The 16,987-nt window shown below is 57.6% G+C and carries 17 protein-coding genes and 1 riboswitch; of the genes, 10 read left to right on the top strand and 7 right to left on the bottom strand.

The window, feature by feature from the left end; translation table 11 throughout:
* Window positions 1–522 precede the first annotated feature (522 nt).
* From AVI_RS17570 to AVI_RS17560, 3 genes are read left to right on the top strand one after another with little or no spacing between them, the layout of a single operon-like run.
* Window positions 523–2,019, top strand: a complete 1,497-nt coding sequence (locus tag AVI_RS17570; protein WP_012653479.1) for a sugar ABC transporter ATP-binding protein — start codon at window positions 523–525, stop codon at window positions 2,017–2,019.
* A gap of 16 nt (window positions 2,020–2,035) precedes the next feature.
* Complete coding sequence (locus AVI_RS17565) at window positions 2,036–3,094, top strand: ABC transporter permease (RefSeq protein ID WP_012653478.1); 1,059 nt, start codon at window positions 2,036–2,038, stop codon at window positions 3,092–3,094.
* A gap of 38 nt (window positions 3,095–3,132) precedes the next feature.
* Window positions 3,133–4,227 (top strand): ABC transporter substrate-binding protein, encoded by a 1,095-nt coding sequence (locus AVI_RS17560; protein WP_012653477.1) that lies wholly within the window; start codon window positions 3,133–3,135, stop codon window positions 4,225–4,227.
* 45 nt (window positions 4,228–4,272) lie between these two features.
* Here the strand turns inward: AVI_RS17560 and AVI_RS17555 are convergent, their stop codons facing one another.
* From AVI_RS17555 to AVI_RS17535, 5 genes are all read right to left on the bottom strand, one after another.
* Window positions 4,273–5,259: a LacI family DNA-binding transcriptional regulator gene (locus AVI_RS17555; RefSeq protein WP_041698406.1), complete on the bottom strand. Its 987-nt coding sequence runs from the start codon at window positions 5,257–5,259 to the stop codon at window positions 4,273–4,275.
* Window positions 5,260–5,412: 153 nt separating this feature from the next.
* Window positions 5,413–5,745 (bottom strand): hypothetical protein, encoded by a 333-nt coding sequence (locus tag AVI_RS17550; protein WP_012653475.1) that lies wholly within the window; start codon window positions 5,743–5,745, stop codon window positions 5,413–5,415.
* Complete coding sequence (locus AVI_RS17545; protein ID WP_012653474.1) at window positions 5,745–6,629, bottom strand: NAD(P)-dependent oxidoreductase; 885 nt, start codon at window positions 6,627–6,629, stop codon at window positions 5,745–5,747. Before AVI_RS17545 ends, AVI_RS17550 begins: the two co-directional genes overlap by 1 nt.
* Window positions 6,630–6,631: 2 nt before the next feature.
* Window positions 6,632–7,135: a gluconokinase gene (locus tag AVI_RS17540; protein WP_012653473.1), complete on the bottom strand. Its 504-nt coding sequence runs from the start codon at window positions 7,133–7,135 to the stop codon at window positions 6,632–6,634.
* Between the two features lies 1 nt (window position 7,136).
* A complete protein-coding gene (locus tag AVI_RS17535; RefSeq protein ID WP_012653472.1) occupies window positions 7,137–7,895 on the bottom strand; it encodes an SDR family oxidoreductase in 759 nt (252 codons plus the stop codon).
* Window positions 7,896–8,003: 108 nt separating this feature from the next.
* Here AVI_RS17535 and AVI_RS17530 point away from each other — a divergent pair, with 108 nt between their 5' ends.
* Together AVI_RS17530 and AVI_RS17525 are read left to right on the top strand one after the other, a co-directional pair.
* A complete protein-coding gene (locus tag AVI_RS17530; RefSeq protein ID WP_012653471.1) occupies window positions 8,004–8,951 on the top strand; it encodes a 2-hydroxyacid dehydrogenase in 948 nt (315 codons plus the stop codon).
* A gap of 10 nt (window positions 8,952–8,961) precedes the next feature.
* Window positions 8,962–9,993 carry an L-idonate 5-dehydrogenase gene (locus AVI_RS17525; RefSeq protein ID WP_012653470.1) on the top strand — a complete coding sequence of 344 codons (1,032 nt, stop codon included), beginning with the start codon at window positions 8,962–8,964 and terminating at the stop codon, window positions 9,991–9,993.
* Window positions 9,994–10,046: 53 nt separating this feature from the next.
* On the opposite strand, the gene AVI_RS17520 is transcribed toward AVI_RS17525, so the two are convergent.
* Window positions 10,047–11,039, bottom strand: a complete 993-nt coding sequence (locus AVI_RS17520; protein WP_012653469.1) for a bile acid:sodium symporter family protein — start codon at window positions 11,037–11,039, stop codon at window positions 10,047–10,049.
* A 446-nt stretch (window positions 11,040–11,485) separates the two neighbouring features.
* On the opposite strand from AVI_RS17520, the gene AVI_RS17515 reads away from it, so the two are divergent.
* Window positions 11,486–12,037, top strand: a complete 552-nt coding sequence (locus AVI_RS17515) for a DUF4334 domain-containing protein (RefSeq protein ID WP_158212731.1) — start codon at window positions 11,486–11,488, stop codon at window positions 12,035–12,037.
* 99 nt (window positions 12,038–12,136) lie between these two features.
* Here the strand turns inward: AVI_RS17515 and AVI_RS17510 are convergent, their stop codons facing one another.
* Complete coding sequence (locus AVI_RS17510; RefSeq protein ID WP_012653467.1) at window positions 12,137–12,478, bottom strand: hypothetical protein; 342 nt, start codon at window positions 12,476–12,478, stop codon at window positions 12,137–12,139.
* Between the two features lie 244 nt (window positions 12,479–12,722).
* Here AVI_RS17510 and AVI_RS17505 point away from each other — a divergent pair, with 244 nt between their 5' ends.
* The 4 genes from AVI_RS17505 (at window position 12,723) to AVI_RS17490 (ending at window position 16,463) form a co-directional block, all read left to right on the top strand.
* Window positions 12,723–13,040: a DUF2934 domain-containing protein gene (locus tag AVI_RS17505; RefSeq protein WP_012653466.1), complete on the top strand. Its 318-nt coding sequence runs from the start codon at window positions 12,723–12,725 to the stop codon at window positions 13,038–13,040.
* A 101-nt stretch (window positions 13,041–13,141) separates the two neighbouring features.
* Window positions 13,142–14,617 carry a glycogen synthase GlgA gene (gene glgA, locus AVI_RS17500; RefSeq protein WP_049777378.1) on the top strand — a complete coding sequence of 492 codons (1,476 nt, stop codon included), beginning with the start codon at window positions 13,142–13,144 and terminating at the stop codon, window positions 14,615–14,617.
* On the top strand, window positions 14,614–14,892 hold the full coding sequence (locus AVI_RS17495) for a hypothetical protein (protein WP_012653464.1): 279 nt from the start codon (window positions 14,614–14,616) through the stop codon (window positions 14,890–14,892). The genes glgA and AVI_RS17495 overlap by 4 nt, the downstream gene beginning before the upstream one ends.
* A 134-nt stretch (window positions 14,893–15,026) precedes the next feature.
* A complete protein-coding gene (locus AVI_RS17490; RefSeq protein WP_012653463.1) occupies window positions 15,027–16,463 on the top strand; it encodes an amidohydrolase in 1,437 nt (478 codons plus the stop codon).
* A 194-nt stretch (window positions 16,464–16,657) separates the two neighbouring features.
* Window positions 16,658–16,873: riboswitch (cobalamin riboswitch) on the top strand.
* The last annotated feature ends 114 nt before the right edge of the window (window positions 16,874–16,987 follow it).

The raw sequence follows: 16,987 nt of genomic DNA, 5'->3' as shown, positions 1-16,987 counted from the left end.
AATATTCAAGACATGAACACTCCCCCGCCCACAGCGACGACACGCTGGAAACCAGCTGACAACATCACCTTCATGTCAAAGCTCACCTACATCAAGGCGTCCTTTTTCTCCCCATAGCACCGTTGAAAACGAACCGCGCAAGACCGAAAGCTCTCACAAAGCCCATCGGCTCGACCCCACTTATAGCGGCATCTCCTAGCCCAGCGCACAATCTGTAAAAGCAAAGCACGACGGAAAAACAGCCACAAAGGTTCGTGACGAAGAGAGACCGAAGCTTTCATGGCTGTTGAATTAAAGCATCGCATCCCAAGGAGCACTTGCTTCAGCTTGCCCTTCGGAAAACAGGTCTCGACTTCTCCTAGCCCATGACCCTCTACATCTAGCGTCAAGGTTGTAAATAAAGTTTTGCTACTTAAAGTAATTCCCACTCGCAATCTACCTTTACGTGCTTCTTAGAAGGACACTTGACGACATGTTATCGATAACATACGCTAAGTTTCTGTGACTTTGGGAGGAGTAACAATGGTCGACGAAAAACTACTGGAATTTTGTGCGATCACAAAAACCTTCGGCGGAACGCGCGCCCTGTCAAATGTCTCGCTCGACCTGCGACCCGGTGAAATCCTGGCACTGCTTGGCGAAAACGGCGCTGGAAAATCAACCCTGATCAAGACCCTCGCAGGTATTTACAAGCCAGACACCGGTGAAATCAGATTTCGTGGACAGACCTATAATCACCGGCCACCAAAGCCAAACCAGCGCCAGCCCGTTGCCTTCATTCATCAAGATCTCGGCCTGATCGAATGGATGACCGTTGCCGAAAATGTCGGCCTTGCCCAAGGCTACTCACTACGCAACCGCCTTATCAATTGGAAACAAACCGAACAGCGGACCGCCGAAGCCCTTGCTCTCGTCGGCTGCAACTTCGATCCCTCCACACGTATCCAGAGCCTGACACGGACAGAAAAATCACTTGTCGCAATTGCCCGCGCACTGGCAGTCGAAGCAGACGTGCTGGTGCTGGATGAGCCGACGGCCAGCTTACCGGCTGATGAAGTCGAAAAACTCTTTGCAGCAATCCGCCCATTGAAGGAACGCGGCGTAGCGATGATTTATGTCTCGCACCGCCTGGATGAAATCTTCCGTATCGCCGATCGCGTCGCCGTCCTTCGAGACGGACAATTGGTTGGCGAAAAGCCCGTAACCCAGACGACACCTGACGAACTGATTAGGATGATCGTCGGGCGCAAGGCCGACCAGCTCTTCACCAAGAGCACAAGTCCGGCGGGACCGGCCATCGTCACCGTCAGAGATCTTGGCTGCCGCGGGGCAGGGCCGGTCTCTTTCGACATCCGGCAAGGTGAATTGCTCGGACTGGTCGGACTGCGCGGCGCAGGCCACGAATTGGTCGGTCGCGCACTGTTCGGCGCAGAACCCGCCTCTGGCACCGTTACGATTTCCGGTCGCCCTGTCGATCTCACCAACCCCTCAACAGCCATGGCCAGTGGGGTCGGATTGATTGCCCGCGACAGAACAGAAGAGTCGGTCGCCATGTCCCTGAGCCTGCGAGAAAACACCTTCATTAATCCTGCCGCCTCAGGCCGCCGTCTCCTTTCCTTTCTGACCCCTGCCAAGGAAGCCGCGCAAGCCTACGCGATTGGCGCGCGCGTCGGCTTGCGGCCAAACGACCAGAGCCTTGCCATAGAAGCGCTTTCCGGCGGCAACCAACAAAAAGTTGTGGTGGGTCGCTGGCTGGCGACAGGCCGGCGCCTATTGGTGGCGGAAGATCCGACTGCCGGTGTCGATGTTGGTGCCAAGGCCGATATCTATCGCCTGATCGCCGAGGCCGTCGAAGGCGGATTGGCGGTCCTAGTGGTTTCAACCGATTTTGAAGAAATCGCCCATATCTGCCAGCGGGCGCTGGTATTTTCTCGCGGCCAAATTTTGAGAGAGCTGAGCGGGCCAGAGTTGACAACAGAAGCGGTGATCGCCGCAGCCTCCGCCTCGGACGCGGCCTGAACCTGGGAGAGAACCAATGCAATCCATCGAATCCAACGCGCTGGAGCCGACGCGAGCCGAGCTTTCCGGCATGAGCACAGCGCAGAAAATCCAGCGTCTGCTGCCAGTTTACGGTCTCGTCATATTGACCGTGGGGCTCATCCTGTTGTTTTCCATTCTCTTGCCGCAGACTTTTCCAACCGTTCTGAACCTACGGTCAATTATCTCCGACAAAACGATCATCGCCATCCTGTCGCTAGCCGCCATGATCCCCATGGCAGCGGGACGAATCGACCTCACCATTGGTTATGGCATCGTGCTGTGGCACGTGCTGGCCATCAGCCTGCAAACCATGTTTGGCCTGCCTTGGCCGGTGGCCGTGCTGATCGTCATTGCCCTCGGTGCCTTTACTGGCTTTCTCAATGGCCTTCTGGTCGAAGTCGCCAAGATCGATAGTTTCATTGCCACGCTTGGCACCGGCACAGTGCTTTACGCCATCGCGCTCTGGCATACCGGTGGACGTCAGGTGGTCGGCATGTTGCCGCAAGGCTTTTACAGCCTGAATGGCACCATGGTTTTCGGCCTGCCGATTACCGGCTTCTATGTTCTGGTGCTGGCAGTGATCATGTGGCTGGTGCTCGAATACACACCGCTTGGCCGCTATGTCTACGCCATCGGCGCCAATCCAAAGGCCGCCGCGCTGAACGGCATTCCCGTTCGCCGCTTCGTTATCGGTGCCTTTGTCACGTCAGGCACACTCGCCGCAGTGGCGGGCGTGCTGCTCGCCTCAAAGCTGCGGATCGGCCAGGCCAGCGTCGGATTGGAATATCTGCTCCCAGCTCTGGTTGGCGCTTTTCTTGGCTCCACCACCATCAAGCCCGGTCGGGTCAATGTCTGGGGTACGATGATCGGCGTGATTATTTTGGCCGTCGGCATTGCGGGCATCCAGCAGATCGGCGGGTCCTTCTATGTCGAGCCATTGTTTAACGGCGTCACCCTGCTGGTCGCCATCGGCATTGCTGGCTACGCACAACGGCGGCGCAGCCTGTCGGGTCGCATGGCGGCACCCAGCACGCCTCACCCTAAGCAACAATAACAGCATCAAGTCAGTAATTTCCAGAGGGAGGAATGGACATGAAACGCAGACATATCCTGCAAGCAACCGGTGCCTTGATACTGCTCACGGCGGGCAACGCCTGGGCCGATCCGATGGCAGAAGCCAAGGCGGTGGTCGATAAATATGCCAGCAAGGTCACGACTTGGGACGGACCGAAAAGCGCCCCAAAACCACAGCCGGGAAAAACCATTGTTGTTCTGGCTGGTGACCTGAAAAATGGTGGCATTCTGGGTGTCAGCAATGGCGTCGAGGAAGCCGCCAAGGCCATAGGCTGGCAGGTCAAGGTGCTGGATGGCGCAGGCTCGATCGGTGGGCGTACCGCAGCTTTCGGTCAGGCCATGGCCTTGAAGCCTGATGCCATCATCATCGACGGTTTCGATGCAGTAGAACAGGCACCGGCGCTGGAACAGGCGAAAGCCAATAAAATCCCGCTGGTCGCCTGGCATGCCGGTCCCACCATCGGACCGGACGAAAAGAACGGCCTGTTCGCCAATATCAGCACTGACGCTATGGAAGTCTCCAAGGCCGCCGCCAACTGGGCCTATGTCGATGCCAAAGGCAAGCCGGGCGTTATCATCTTTACCGACTCCACCTATGCCATCGCCATCGCCAAGGCTGACAAGATGAAGGCCGAAATCGAGCGGCTGGGCGGCAAGGTTCTGGCCTATGTCGATACGCCGATTGCTGAAACCTCGCAGCGCATGCCACAGCTGACCACCTCGCTGTTGCAGAAATACGGCGACAGCTGGACCCATACATTGGCCATCAACGACCTCTACTTCGATTTCATGGGACCATCGCTGGCCTCGGCAGGGAAGGGGGGAACCGATGCACCGATCAATGTCGCTGCAGGGGATGGTTCCGAATCCGCCTATCAGCGCATCCGCGCTGGCCAGTACCAGAAGGTGACGGTGGCCGAACCCTTGAACCTGCAAGGCTGGCAATTGGTGGATGAGTTGAACCGCGCCCTCAATGGCGAAAAATGGTCCGGCTATATGTCGCCGCTGCATGTGGTGACAGCCGACAATGTCGAATTCGATGGCGGACCGAAAAACAGCTTCGATCCCGACAATGGCTATCGGGATGCCTATAAGAAAATCTGGGGCAAATGAGCTGATAACCCTGCCATGCGCCTTCACCGGCGCATGGCTTTACCATTATAGACTGCTGTCACGTAGGATCAGTTCAGGCGTGATGGTGATGTTTCCGGCCAATGGCCGCCCGTCCAGCAGATCCAGGATCAGCCGCGCTGCTTTTTCGCCGATGTCGCGGGAAAAGGCATTGATGGTGGTAATCGTCGGCACGGAAATTGCGCCGATTTCATAATTGCCGAACCCGGCAATGGCGATCCCCTCTGGCACGGCGATGCCGCGCCGCTGACATTCCGTCAAAGCGCCGAACGCCGACAGGTCAGATACGCAAATCACCGCTTCGGTATCGGGCAGGGTTTCCAGCAGCCGCGTCATCGCATTCGCGCCTTCGCGCATCGAGATCGGTGGCGGACCGGCGGCGATCAACCGGGATGCATCCAGCCCGTGTCGGGTCATTGCGGCAATAAACCCGTTGCGGCGATCGCTACCGCGTGTGTCTCGACCGACATCCCCGCCAATGAACGCCAGTCGCCGATAACCGACAGCAACGAAATGATCAACCATGGCGCAAACTGCACCGGCATTGGAAAAGCCGACATAGTGGCCAATCGGCTCGGACGGCACATCCCAGGTCTCGATCACCGGAATATGGGCATTGGCCAGCAATTTGCGGGCGCGGGGCGTATGCTTGCCGCCGGTCACGACGATGGCCTGCGGCTTGCGACGCAACAATTGCTCGATCAGCCGTTCTTCCTCTTGCATATCGTAATTGGTGTAACCAAGCAGGATTTGCATCTTCCGGGTGGCAAGCGTTTCCGAGAGACCACCGACCGTATCGGCGAAATTGGCATTATTGATCGATGGAATAGTGACCGCAACAAAATCGGAGCGCTGCGATCTCAGATTGGAGGCAGTGGAATCGAATACATAGCCAAGATCTTCTGCCGCTTGCAGAATGGCATCGCGGGTTTCCTTGCTGATCAGACTATCGGTCTTGAAGGCCCGCGACACCGTCATCGGCGACACACCCGTGACGCGGGCAATATCGGCCATGGTTGGCGGTTTGCGGAAATCAGTCACCCAATGGCCCCCGTTATGGTTATCAGCGCGTTACACTGCGTTTATAAGGTGCGTAAAAGCCAGCTAAAAGCTTTTCCCATCGGCAAACCCACCCCAAACAGGGGAGGGGACCCGACGAGCGCCGCGTCAGAGCGCAAATTCGTTGGCAAGCGTGACGTGATGGTGGATGCGTCCATCGAAAAACTGCGAGAGCACCGCTTCTGTTGCCGCACGAGCTTCGGCGCGAACCGGGCTGGCCAGCGCCGCCTCGACCGCCTCCAGATCCGGGTAGTTGATCGCCAGGATCATCGGAAATTCCGGTGCGCCATCATCACGGGCCTCGGCAAACGACACTCTGACGTCAATCGCCTTCGGAAACTGCTTCCATTTCGGCAAGATGGTTTCGAGAACAGCAGCGCGGAATGCCTCCGTCTGCCCCGGCTTTACCGTACCTTCAAACAAGGCGTAACGTGTGATCATCAGGAGATCTCCCTTTTTGCTCCGGTGAAAAATTCCATCAACATAGCCTGATCTTCTCCACCCAGGCCCGCCGCTGTCAGCATCCGATGCACTTCGGCACAGACTGCCGTCAGCGGCATCGCCGTATTGGTTCGTCGCGCCAAATCCTGCGCGCCGTTCAGGTCCTTGACCATATTGTCGATCCGGCCCGTGCGGCGATAATCCTTAGTGACATAACGCGGCATATATTCCTGGAGGATGGCGCTATCAGCCCGACCGCCCTTCAATGCCTGCGGGATTTTCGCGGCATCAACCCCAGCATCCAGCGCCAACTGCGTTGCCTCGGCCACAGCCAGAAAATTTAAGCCACACAGCACCTGGTTGATCAGCTTGGTGGTTTGGCCGGCACCCACCGGACCCATATGCGTATAGTTGGATGCGATGTGCTGCAAAACCTGATGGGCATCGGCCACGTCCTGCTCTGTCCCGCCAGCCATCAACGTCAATTCACCAATCGCCGCCTTGGGTGCCCCGCCTGAAAGCGGGCTATCGACCCAGCGCAAACCCATTTGCGCCGCATCCCCGGCCAATTGCCGGGTTGCCTCCGGGTCGATGGAGGACATGTCGATAATCAACGTCCCGGGCTTTGCGCCTTCGGCCACTCCGTCCTTGCCGAACACGGCGGCCCGAATGATGTGCGGCGCATTGAGGCTGAGAATAACATAGTCGGAGCGAGATGCAGCTTCCGCCGCTGTCTTTGCAGACGTCGCGCCAAGCGCGGTCAACTCCGCCACCTTTTCAGCATTGAGGTCAAAGACAGTCAGTTGGTTGCCGGTTTCAACCAGCCTTCTGCCGATTGCGCCACCCATGGCGCCCGCGCCGATCAGCGCCACTGTGTTGGTCATGATCACTCCTCCCCTATGGCCGAAACAATCGCCGCGACCAGACTGTCAAGCGGCTGATCGATATCGACGGTCACCGCCTGTTCATCGGCCCCCGGCGGTTCAAGCGCTGCAAATTGGCTGTCGAGCAGCGAAGCGGGCATGAAATGCCCTGGTCGCTCAGCGACACGTCTGGCAATCACGGCATGGCTGCCAGCCAGATGGATGAAACGCACAGAACCACAAGCCTTTTCCCTGATCCTGTCGCGGTACGCCCGCTTCAACGCCGAACACCCGATAATGGTCACGCCTTGTCCCCCGGCAAGGCGTGTTCCGACCGCATCCAGCCATGCCCAGCGATCCTCGTCACCAAGCGGAATGCCTGCCTGCATCCGGGCGATATTTTGCGGCGGATGCAGGTCGTCGCCGTCGATATAGACCGCACTGAGCCTTGCCGCCAATGCAGCGCCAACGGAGGATTTTCCGCATCCGGACACACCCATGAGGACAAATTTCACCACGGCATTCATCCTAGAGTGAGGCCGTGATGCCACCATCGACATAAAGCACGTGGCCATTGACGAAGGATGAGGCTCCAGACGCCAGGAAGATGCAAGCACCCACCAATTCCTCCACCTTGCCCCAGCGGCCAGCTGGCGTGCGCTTTTCCAGCCACGTCGAGAAATCAGGATCGGCAACCAGCGCTGCATTCAGCGGCGTATCAAAATAGCCGGGCGCGATGGCGTTGCATTGCAGCCCATATTTGGCCCAGTCGGTCGCCATGCCCTTGGTGAGATTGCCGACCGCACCTTTGGTAGCTGTATACGGCGCAATCGACGGCCGGGCCAGCGCCGTCTGCACACTGGCGATATTGATGATCTTGCCAGCGCCGCGCTTGATCATATGCCGGGCCGCCGCCTGGCCGACATTGAAGACGCTGGAAATATTGGTGCGCAGCAGCCGCTCGAAAGCATCTGCCGGAAACTCTTCCAGCGGGCCGCGAAACTGCATTCCGGCATTGTTGACGAGAATGTCGATCGGCCCTTTGGTGGCCTCGAAGCCATCGACGGCATCCCGCGACGCCTGATGGTCGGTGACATCGAAAGCCAGACTATCGCAGCCGTCGCCGATCCGGGCGGCGGCGGCGGCAAGCTTAGCTTCATCGCGTCCGTTGACGATCACGGTCGCGCCTGCTGCCCGCAAACCTTGCGCCAGGGCAAAGCCAATGCCTTGCGAAGACCCGGTCACCAACGCGCGGCGACCCGTCAGATCGAAAAGACCAAGCGACATGGCATCCTCCACTTTTATCTCGACAACATTTGTTGAACCTGTTTATGTTATCGATAACATTTCCTGTCAAGTTTTTTAGAACAGGTTCATCAAGGAGAGGAAAAGAAAGTGGCAAAGCCGGAGATTTTGCAGGTCGGACCCTATCCCGCCTGGGATGAAGGCCCTTTGAACGACCAGTTCACCGTGCACCGCTATTTTGACGCAGCCGACAAGAACGCCTTCGTTGCTCACGTCGGACCAAGCATTCAAGGCATTGCCACAAGGGGCGAACTCGGTGCTGACCGCGCCATGATAGACGCCTGCCCGAAGTTGGAAATCATCTCGGTCTACGGGGTCGGCTATGACGCTGTCGATCTCGCCGCCTGCCGTGACCGCGGCATCCGCGTCACCAATACGCCCGATGTGTTGACCAATGACGTCGCCGACCTCGGCATCGCAATGATGCTGTGCCAATCGCGCGGCATGATCGGCGCCGAGACCTGGGTGAAGGATGGCAGTTGGGCTGCAAAGGGCCTTTATCCACTGAAGCGTCGGGTCTGGGGCAGGCGGGCAGGGGTGCTGGGCCTTGGCCGCATCGGCTTTGAGGTGGCCAAGCGCCTCAAAGGCTTCGATATGCAAATTTCCTACAGCGATGTCGCAGCCAAGCCTTATGCCGAGGGCATGACATTTGTCGCCGATCCGGTAGAACTGGCAGGAAACTCGGACTTCCTGTTCGTTACGTTGGCCGCATCCGCCGATACACGACATATCGTCGGACGCGATGTGATCGAGGCGTTAGGGCCGGAGGGTATGCTGATCAACATATCCCGCGCCTCGAATATCGATGAAGCAGCCTTGTTGGAAGCGCTCGAAGCCGGACGGCTGGGCTCCGCCGCGCTGGATGTGTTTGAAGGTGAGCCCAAGCTAAACCCACGTTTCCTGGCGCTGGACAACGTCCTGCTCCAACCCCACCATGCCTCTGGCACGATTGAGACCCGCCAGGCCATGGGCCAGTTGGTCCGCGATAATCTGACCGCACATTTCGCTGGCTCGGCTCTGCCAACCCCGGTTCTATGAGGATAAATCCATGAAAGCCATTGTTGCCCATGCGGCAAAAGACGTTCGCATCGAAGAGGTCGACGAGGTCGAGCCCGGTCACGGCGAGGTAAAACTGCGGCTTGCCACCGGCGGCATCTGCGGCAGTGACCTTCATTATTACAATCACGGCGGATTTGGTGCGGTCAGACTGAAACAACCGATGATCCTTGGCCATGAAGTCTCGGCCTATGTCGAGACATTGGGGGCAGGGGTCACAGGACTGGACATTGGCCAACTCGTCGCCGTCTCACCGTCACGCCCGTGCCACAAATGCGCATATTGTCAGGAAGGCCTGCACAATCAATGCATTAATATGCGGTTTTACGGCAGCGCCATGCCCTTTCCGCATATCCAGGGTGCGTTCCGGCAAAGCCTTGTCGCTGACGCCAGCCAATGCGTGGTAGCGGATGGACTGACAGCAGGGGAGGCGGCGATGGCCGAACCGCTGGCCGTGACGTTGCATGCGACACGGCGGGCCGGTGAAATGCTCGGCAAGCGGGTTCTGGTCACCGGTTGCGGCCCGATTGGCGTTTTGTCGATCATTGCCGCTCGCGGAGCCGGAGCGAAAGAAATCGTTGCAACCGATCTCTCGGATTTTACCCTGGCACTGGCCAAGGCAGCCGGTGCTGACCGGGTGATCAACACCGCAGCCCAGCCGGACGGCCTTGCAGAATACGCTGTGGGGAAAGGCACATTCGATGTGCTTTACGAATGCACCGGCGTTGCCTCGGCGCTAGCAGGCGGAATTTCCGCCATGCGCCCACGCGGCGTCATCATGCAGCTTGGTCTTGGCGGCGATATGACCTTGCCAATGATGGCCATTACCGCAAAGGAACTAGACCTGCGCGGCTCCTTCCGTTTCCACAGTGAATTTGCGGTCGGGGTGGAGCTGATGCGCAAAGGGCTGATCGACGTTAAACCGCTGATTACCCACACCGTGCCTCTGGAAGACGCGCTTTCAGCCTTCACCATCGCATCCGACCGGAGCAAGGCGATGAAAGCTCAGATTGCCTTTTCCTGAATGTGCTTTCAAGGCGAGGATTCACGAGCATCCTCGCCTTGATTAGAATGGCGTCAGGCCGAAGCAACTACCACTTCGGCTTCCTTCAGCTTGCGCTTTTCCGCATATTTCTGGGCAATCACCGCGCAAGCCATCAGCTGGATCTGATGAAACAGCATCAGCGGCATGACGATGGCGCCAATGCTTTGCCCGGCAAAAATCGCGCTGGCCATCGGCACGCCGGAGGCCAGGCTTTTCTTCGAGCCGCAGAAGGTGATGGCGATTTCATCCTCCTTGGAAAAGCCGAGCAACCGGCTGCCGAAGGTGGTGATGATCAGCGCCAATGCCAGCAAGACGATATCGACCACGACGACCGCGCCAATATCGGCCAGCGAGAAATGCTTCCAGATCCCCTCGATGACCGCCTCGCTGAAGGCGGCATAGACCACCATCAGGATCGAGCCACGATCAATTGGCGACAGCAAGGATTTGCGCGCCCTGACCCAATTGCCGATAAAGGGTTGCAGCAACTGCCCCACAATGAACGGAAGCAGCAATTGCACGAAGATTTGCAAGACAGCGTCGAGCGAAATACCGCCATGGCCACCGGCCGATAGCAGCAGCCCGCAGAGCAGGGGGGTGAGGATCATCCCGAAAATATTAGAGGCCGAAGCTGAACAGATCGCCGCGGGCACATTGCCCCCTGCCATGGAGGTAAAGGCAATCGACGATTGGACGGTCGATGGCAGGACGCAGATATAAAGAATGCCAAGATAAAGCGAGGACGGCAGGAAGCCCTGCACGAAAAACCCCAGCCCGAGGCCGAGCAAAGGAAAGATCACGAAGGTCACGGCCAGGATCGACAGATGCAGTCGCCAATGCAGCATCCCGGCAATCACAACATCGCGCGACAGGCGGGCGCCATGCAGAAAAAACAGCGCCGCAATCGCAACTTTCGTTGCCCAGCCGAAATAAACGGCCGGCTGCCCGCTGATCGGCAAGACCGAAGCTAGAGCCACTGTACACACAAGCATCAGGGTGAATTTATCGGGTAAAAACCGCGTCATGATCGCCGCTCGTCCATTCTTCACTGACAATGCGAGGGCAATGGCGCCTCTTGGCATTTGTCATATGTCAACTATTTCACGCCTTAGGGAGTAGGCCATTCGTCTCAACGATGCAAACCCCACTGGTGCACACCTGCCATCATTTTTCAGCGTTTCAAACAAATCCGGTCATACATCCGGCTCGTTTTCTGAAGACGGATCAAAGGGATCAAAGGCTTGAAATATTCGCAAACACAATACCTCACCCAGGTTCAACGCAGCGTGACAGCCCCAAGAGGAACAAATGCCGTGAAGTGATGTTGATAGCAGCAACGCATAATTGCCGCATAGAAAGCGCAACAAGCAAAAAGTCCAGAACCATCACCCGGACAGGAGTCTCATGAGGCAAGGGAAAACGTCATGCAATGCGCCGGACCGGAAACTCTAGAAAGCGGGAACACATTGCCGTGACCACACAGGCTTTTGCAGATACGGACTGGCTGACCCAATGGCAACAGCATGGCACAACGGGCGAAGAAGCAATTGCCAGGTTTCTCCAACTGCCTGCCCTTGAAGTCGATGACATGATCGGCATGTGGGTCGGGCAGGAGTTAGCGACAAATCATCCTATAGATGGCCTGATGCCGCCTTTCGGTTGGCACGGCAAGAATTTTGTCTCCGCCGACGAAGGTCATCCGCTTATCATGCGCGACCGTTTCGGTTTCTATCCGTTAAACCCGTTCTTCATTCCACTGCGGCTTTTGCTGGCATCACCTAGACTGTTCAACAACGTCGTGGGAAGGGTGGCAGTCCGTAACCTAGGGCGGTTTTTTGCCTCGGGCCGGCCAAAAGCAAGACTAAGGCCCGTCGCACTGGGCGGCACTGTCAGTGCAGCGATGATCTATGACGAAAAGCCGATCATTGACCATTTTCGCCGTATTGATGACCGCCGCTGTCTCGGACTGATGGAGCATCGTGATTTCGACAGGCCATTCTTCTTTTTGCTAACCCGCGAGTGACGCACATACCTTTGCGCGCACAAGCCCTCAGTCGGCCCCTCAGTCGGCGTTGACAGATGTCAACCTGTCAACTTTTGGCCAACCGCCATCATGCGATGATCAGTTGTCGTTATTTCCCGTCCCACCAATCGTGCTGGACGTTGCCATTGACACCGGATCACTGGCAGGAAACGTATCTTCCAGCGCATCGTTGAGATCACGGTCACTCTCATCTCGCTGAGCTTGATCGGCGTGGCGTGTACCGCCTTCAACAACCTCTTTCGTGCTGATTTCCTCCAGCAGCGACCTGGCTGCTTCCGGCGCATTTTCGCGGGTCAGAGACCGTTCTTCGCTCTGTCTCAGTTGGACAGAGACCACATCTCCACTGTCGGAAACAAACTCGACATTATATCCAGACCGTCCGCCCTTTTCAGGATGCACCAAGGTGCCAATCAATTCCATTGTCTTCTCCTTTGTCCCACTGTCTTCTCTTCGTGTGTGACGCTCAGGTCGAAAACAGACGGGCAAGGGTTATTGTTCCTGAAAAAGCGATAATTCCTTGTCTGCCAAGGGCGGTGATGGACGCTATCTTTATCCCCTTTTGCCTATCCGTAAGTCAGCGATGAAAATTTCACTAAATGACCGCCGTTCGCGGAACAGAAACGGCCGATTTCACGTTAGAGGGGTGGTCAATGGGAGATAAACGATGAAGCCATCCGACAAAGAGTGGATCGAAAAGCGAGCCTATAGCCTTTGGGAAGAAGAGGGCAAGCCACACGGGAAGGACGATGCCCATTGGCAACAGGCCCATCGTGAATTTTACGAACTTTCGCAATCTGCGCAAAAGGCCAAGGCAGGCGCGCTCAAGCGCGCGAGCCAGGCCGCCAAAACGCAAACTGCTAAGGCTCCAACGACCAAGGCTCAGGCCGCCAAGACCAGACAAAGTCCAGAAGCTGAGATGGCCGATGCGCCCCAAGATCCAAAGCCTGCCGCAGCGACGAAACGCAAGCGAAAGATAATCTGATGGCACCTGTTTTTTCAGACCGGCAGGACATGGCGACCGCTGCGGCTGGAATCCGCTGCCTTCCGCAACGCATGCAGAAAGGCAATGTCATCGATCAGAGTCTGCGATCGCTCTCCGTAACCTCGGAAATTTTTCCACTCGTTAAAACTGGTGGTCTCGGTGATGTCACGGGCGCTCTTCCAAAGGCGCTCGCCAGTTTTGGTGTAGCCACCCGGACGTTGATTCCAGGCTATAGCAATGTCCGCAGATTGATCCGGGACCAACCGCCGCTGTTGGTTTTCGAAGACCTTCTTGGCGAATCCGCCGCGCTCTATGCCGCAAGCATTCATGGTCTCGACCTTTTCATACTCGATGCGCCGCAATTGTTCGACCGTCCGGGTGGCCCTTATGTGGACGAAAACGGCCTTGACCATGCCGACAATTGGAAGCGATTTGCGGTCCTGTCTCTGGCCGCCGCCGAAATTGCCGCTGGCAGCCTGCCGGGCTGGGTTCCCGATGTCGTTCACACTCATGACTGGCAAACTGCTCTGACCTCCGTCTATTTGCGGCACATGGATTGCACAACGCCTGTGGTCTTGACCATTCACAATCTGGCCTTCCAGGGCCAGTTCAATGCTGCCCTGCTGCCCTCCATCGGACTGCCGCCAAGCGTGATGTCGACGGACTGCATGGAGTATTATGGGGATATCAGCTACCTGAAGGGTGGTCTGATGACGTCGAGCATGATCACCGCCGTCAGCCCGACTTATGCCCGGGAAATCCTTTCGCCACGCTTTGGCATGGGGCTTGAGGGCGTTCTCAGGCAGCGCAAGGACAAGCTGCGCGGTATCGTCAACGGGATCGATCCGGAAATCTGGAACCCGGCTACCGATCCGCATCTGTTCTCCCGTTTTGATCAGAAAACCATCGGCCTCAAACGGTTGAACAAGGTGGACTTACAAAACCAGTTTGGCCTGGACAATGATGATGGTCCACTGTTTGCCGCCATTACCCGTATTACATGGCAAAAAGGCATGGATATGCTGGCAGAGGCCGCCAGCGAGATCATTGATGGCGGCGGTAAGCTGATCGTGCTCGGTCAGGGGGATCGCGCGCTGGAACAGGCGCTGATCGAGACTGCACAGCGCTTTCCTGGCCGGATGGCCGTCAAGATCGGCTATGACGAGGAAACCGCGCATCGCATTCACGGTGGCGCCGATTCCATCATTCAGCCATCGCGTTTCGAACCCTGCGGCCTGACCCAGCTTTATGCCCTGCGCTACGGCTGCGTACCGGTGGTGTCACGCACTGGTGGGCTGGCGGAAACCATTATCGATGCCAATGACGCAGCAATGTCTGCCAAGGCAGCGACCGGTTTCCAGTTCGACCAGATCACCACCGACGGCCTGCGCCACGCGCTTCGCCGTGCGTTGGACGCCTATGCCGTACCCCGCCATTGGCGGCGGTTGCAGCTTCAAGCCATGCGGGCGCATTACAGCTGGGAGCGCAGCGCCGAACAATATGCTGCTCTTTATAATGCGGTCACCCATCGCCGTACTCCGGCGCGGACCAAGCCGGCTCGGAGCCTGCATTCATGACGGACGCAACCCCGGAAACCATGCGGGGGCGTATCAACGCCCACCGCGAATTGCTGATTTCACTCCTGACAGCAAGCCTGCAAGGACCTGAGGCCTTCAAGGATTTGATCCGTAGTCTCGAACAGGAGAGCCAGCTTAGCGACGGCCAGGAAGATCCTGGCGCTGTTCCAAACCGGGCGCTTTCAGAAGCGGTTGCCAAGGCGCGAGAAACTCGCGACATTCTTCAGGCAGCCAAGGCCCGCGCGGCAGACACACGCACAGAACCGCTCTCCTGAAGCAGAAGAGCAGGCCTTCCGGATGACTAACTTTCCATCACAAGATCGAATTGCCTGGTAAAACAGCGGATAAAAGCTTGCCGCTGAGCGCCAAGCTTTTATGGTTGGCGGGTGTTTATTGTCAAAGGTGCCCCATGACCGTTTCCCCCAATACATCCGCCGCGCTTTGGTCGATTGTCGATACCAAGACGCCTGACTTTATCGCCTTGAGCGACCGGATCTGGGGCATGCCGGAAACCTGTTATATGGAAGAATCGTCCGTTGCCGAGCATGTCGCCATGCTGAAGGCGGAGGGATTTCGTGTCAGCGAACAATTGGCCGGCATACCCACAGCTGTGATGGGCGAAGCAGGGGAGGGCGGTCCTATCATAGCGTTTCTCGGCGAATATGATGCCCTGTCCGGGCTCAGCCAGGAAGCCGGCGTCGCTGAACATAAGCCGATTGCCGCAGGCGGCAACGGCCATGGCTGCGGCCACAACCTACTCGGCTCCGCGGCTCTCCTGGCCGCCGCTTCCCTGAAAGACTGGTTGAAAGAAAAGGACTTGCCTGGACGTGTGCGCTATTATGGTTGCCCAGCCGAAGAGGGTGGAGCCGCCAAGGCCTTCATGGTCAGGGCAGGGGCCTTTGAAGGCGTCGATATCGCCATCAGTTGGCATCCAAACTCCTTCGCGGGCGTGCAGCGCACCACCTCGCTTGCCAATTCCCGTGTCGATTTCACTTTCAGGGGGAGGGCGGCCCATGCCGGATCAAACCCCGATCTGGGGCGGAGCGCTCTCGATGCGGTGGAACTGATGAGTGTCGGCGTCAATTATATGCGCGAACACATGCCATCCGATTGCCGCGTACACGCCGCTATTCTCGATGCGGGTGGCATTTCACCCAATGTCGTCCAGGCCTATGCCAAGGTCCGCTATCTGATCCGCGCCCCTGAGCTACAAGGCATGAAGACCCTCGTGGAACGGGTGAAGAAAATTGGCGAGGGTGCGGCATTGATGACCGAAACCCGACTGGAAACACAGGTGATCAGCGCCGTTTCCAACGTGCTGACCAATGGTCCGCTAATGGCGGCCATGCAGGAGGCCTGGGAAGAACTCGGCCCACCACCCTTCGATGCGGCGGACCGGGCTTTCGCCGAAACAATCCGCGCCGTCTTGACGCCGGAAGAAAAGTCGGCACCCTGGCGTTTTGAAGGCCTGCCGGAGCGCGATATCCCGCTTGCCGATTTCATTCTGCCCGCCCATGACCGCACGCCGCTGCTGACCGGGTCAACCGATGTCGGCGATGTCAGCTGGGTGGTGCCAACCGTGCAGGCCGATGGGCCGACCTGCGCCATCGGCACACCGTTCCACACCTGGCAATTGGTGACGCAGGGGAAAAGCCCTCTGGCTCACAAGGGCATGGTGGCTGCGGCAAAGGTCATGGCCGCCACAGGCCGCGCCGCCTTCGAAAGCGAACAGTTACGCGAAGCGGCACGTGCTGATCTGGTCGCCCGTCGCAAGGGCCAACCCTATCAAAGTCCCTTGCCCGCCGACGCAGAACCGCCAATCGTGGAAATGGGTGGCCGTAAGTAAGAGGCCGTATCCAGGGTCACTTTCAACGGTCTGCCTCCTTAAACCGTAAAGCTTGGTCCGGATTTGTTCGGCTTGGCACCAAGCCAACCGAACAAATCCACATTCTTTAGCTTGACCCATTTTATGTAACGTTATAACAAAACCACACTATCGATATAGTTTGAAAACGGACTTGTGCGGAACCGCAACCCATGTCAGTGATAGATCCAAATGGTGCTGTGGCCTTGCAAAGAAGGCTGCGGCTGAAAAGGGAATACGGTGAGGCTTACCCAACAGGGACCGAAACCGTGGCTGCCCCCGCAACTGTGAGCGGCGAGTGGGCCTGCACGATGCCACTGGCGATAAGCCGGGAAGGCGCAGGCCAACAGCGACCCGCAAGCCAGGAGACCTGCCATTTAGATGTTCAACCGCAACGGACGGGGTGTTCCGATGGCAGCGATAAGACTTCAGGTCCGCCGAGAGGCGTGGCCATCCGTTCCTTGTTCAGACGATCCGGCCCGAGGCGCGGCACGCCTGATGTCCGG

The organism is Allorhizobium ampelinum S4 (genome assembly GCF_000016285.1).
In the GTDB taxonomy this organism is placed as follows: domain Bacteria; phylum Pseudomonadota; class Alphaproteobacteria; order Rhizobiales; family Rhizobiaceae; genus Allorhizobium; species Allorhizobium ampelinum.
This window is presented reverse-complemented; position numbering and strand designations above follow the sequence as displayed.

Bases quoted from the DNA above. Each gene is read 5' to 3' on its own strand.
- AVI_RS17560 (WP_012653477.1), top strand. From the start codon at position 3,133: ATGAAACGCAGACATATCCTGCAAGCAACCGGTGCCTTGATACTGCTC.
- AVI_RS17570 (WP_012653479.1), top strand. From the start codon at position 523: ATGGTCGACGAAAAACTACTGGAATTTTGTGCGATCACAAAAACCTTC.
- AVI_RS17490 (WP_012653463.1), top strand. From the start codon at position 15,027: ATGACCGTTTCCCCCAATACATCCGCCGCGCTTTGGTCGATTGTCGAT.
- AVI_RS17510 (WP_012653467.1), bottom strand. From the start codon at position 12,478: ATGGAATTGATTGGCACCTTGGTGCATCCTGAAAAGGGCGGACGGTCT.
- AVI_RS17525 (WP_012653470.1), top strand. From the start codon at position 8,962: ATGAAAGCCATTGTTGCCCATGCGGCAAAAGACGTTCGCATCGAAGAG.
- AVI_RS17555 (WP_041698406.1), bottom strand. From the start codon at position 5,259: ATGGCCGATATTGCCCGCGTCACGGGTGTGTCGCCGATGACGGTGTCG.
- AVI_RS17540 (WP_012653473.1), bottom strand. From the start codon at position 7,135: ATGAATGCCGTGGTGAAATTTGTCCTCATGGGTGTGTCCGGATGCGGA.
- AVI_RS17550 (WP_012653475.1), bottom strand. From the start codon at position 5,745: ATGATCACACGTTACGCCTTGTTTGAAGGTACGGTAAAGCCGGGGCAG.
- AVI_RS17545 (WP_012653474.1), bottom strand. From the start codon at position 6,629: ATGACCAACACAGTGGCGCTGATCGGCGCGGGCGCCATGGGTGGCGCA.
- AVI_RS17565 (WP_012653478.1), top strand. From the start codon at position 2,036: ATGCAATCCATCGAATCCAACGCGCTGGAGCCGACGCGAGCCGAGCTT.
- AVI_RS17535 (WP_012653472.1), bottom strand. From the start codon at position 7,895: ATGTCGCTTGGTCTTTTCGATCTGACGGGTCGCCGCGCGTTGGTGACC.
- AVI_RS17520 (WP_012653469.1), bottom strand. From the start codon at position 11,039: ATGACGCGGTTTTTACCCGATAAATTCACCCTGATGCTTGTGTGTACA.
- AVI_RS17495 (WP_012653464.1), top strand. From the start codon at position 14,614: ATGACGGACGCAACCCCGGAAACCATGCGGGGGCGTATCAACGCCCAC.
- AVI_RS17505 (WP_012653466.1), top strand. From the start codon at position 12,723: ATGAAGCCATCCGACAAAGAGTGGATCGAAAAGCGAGCCTATAGCCTT.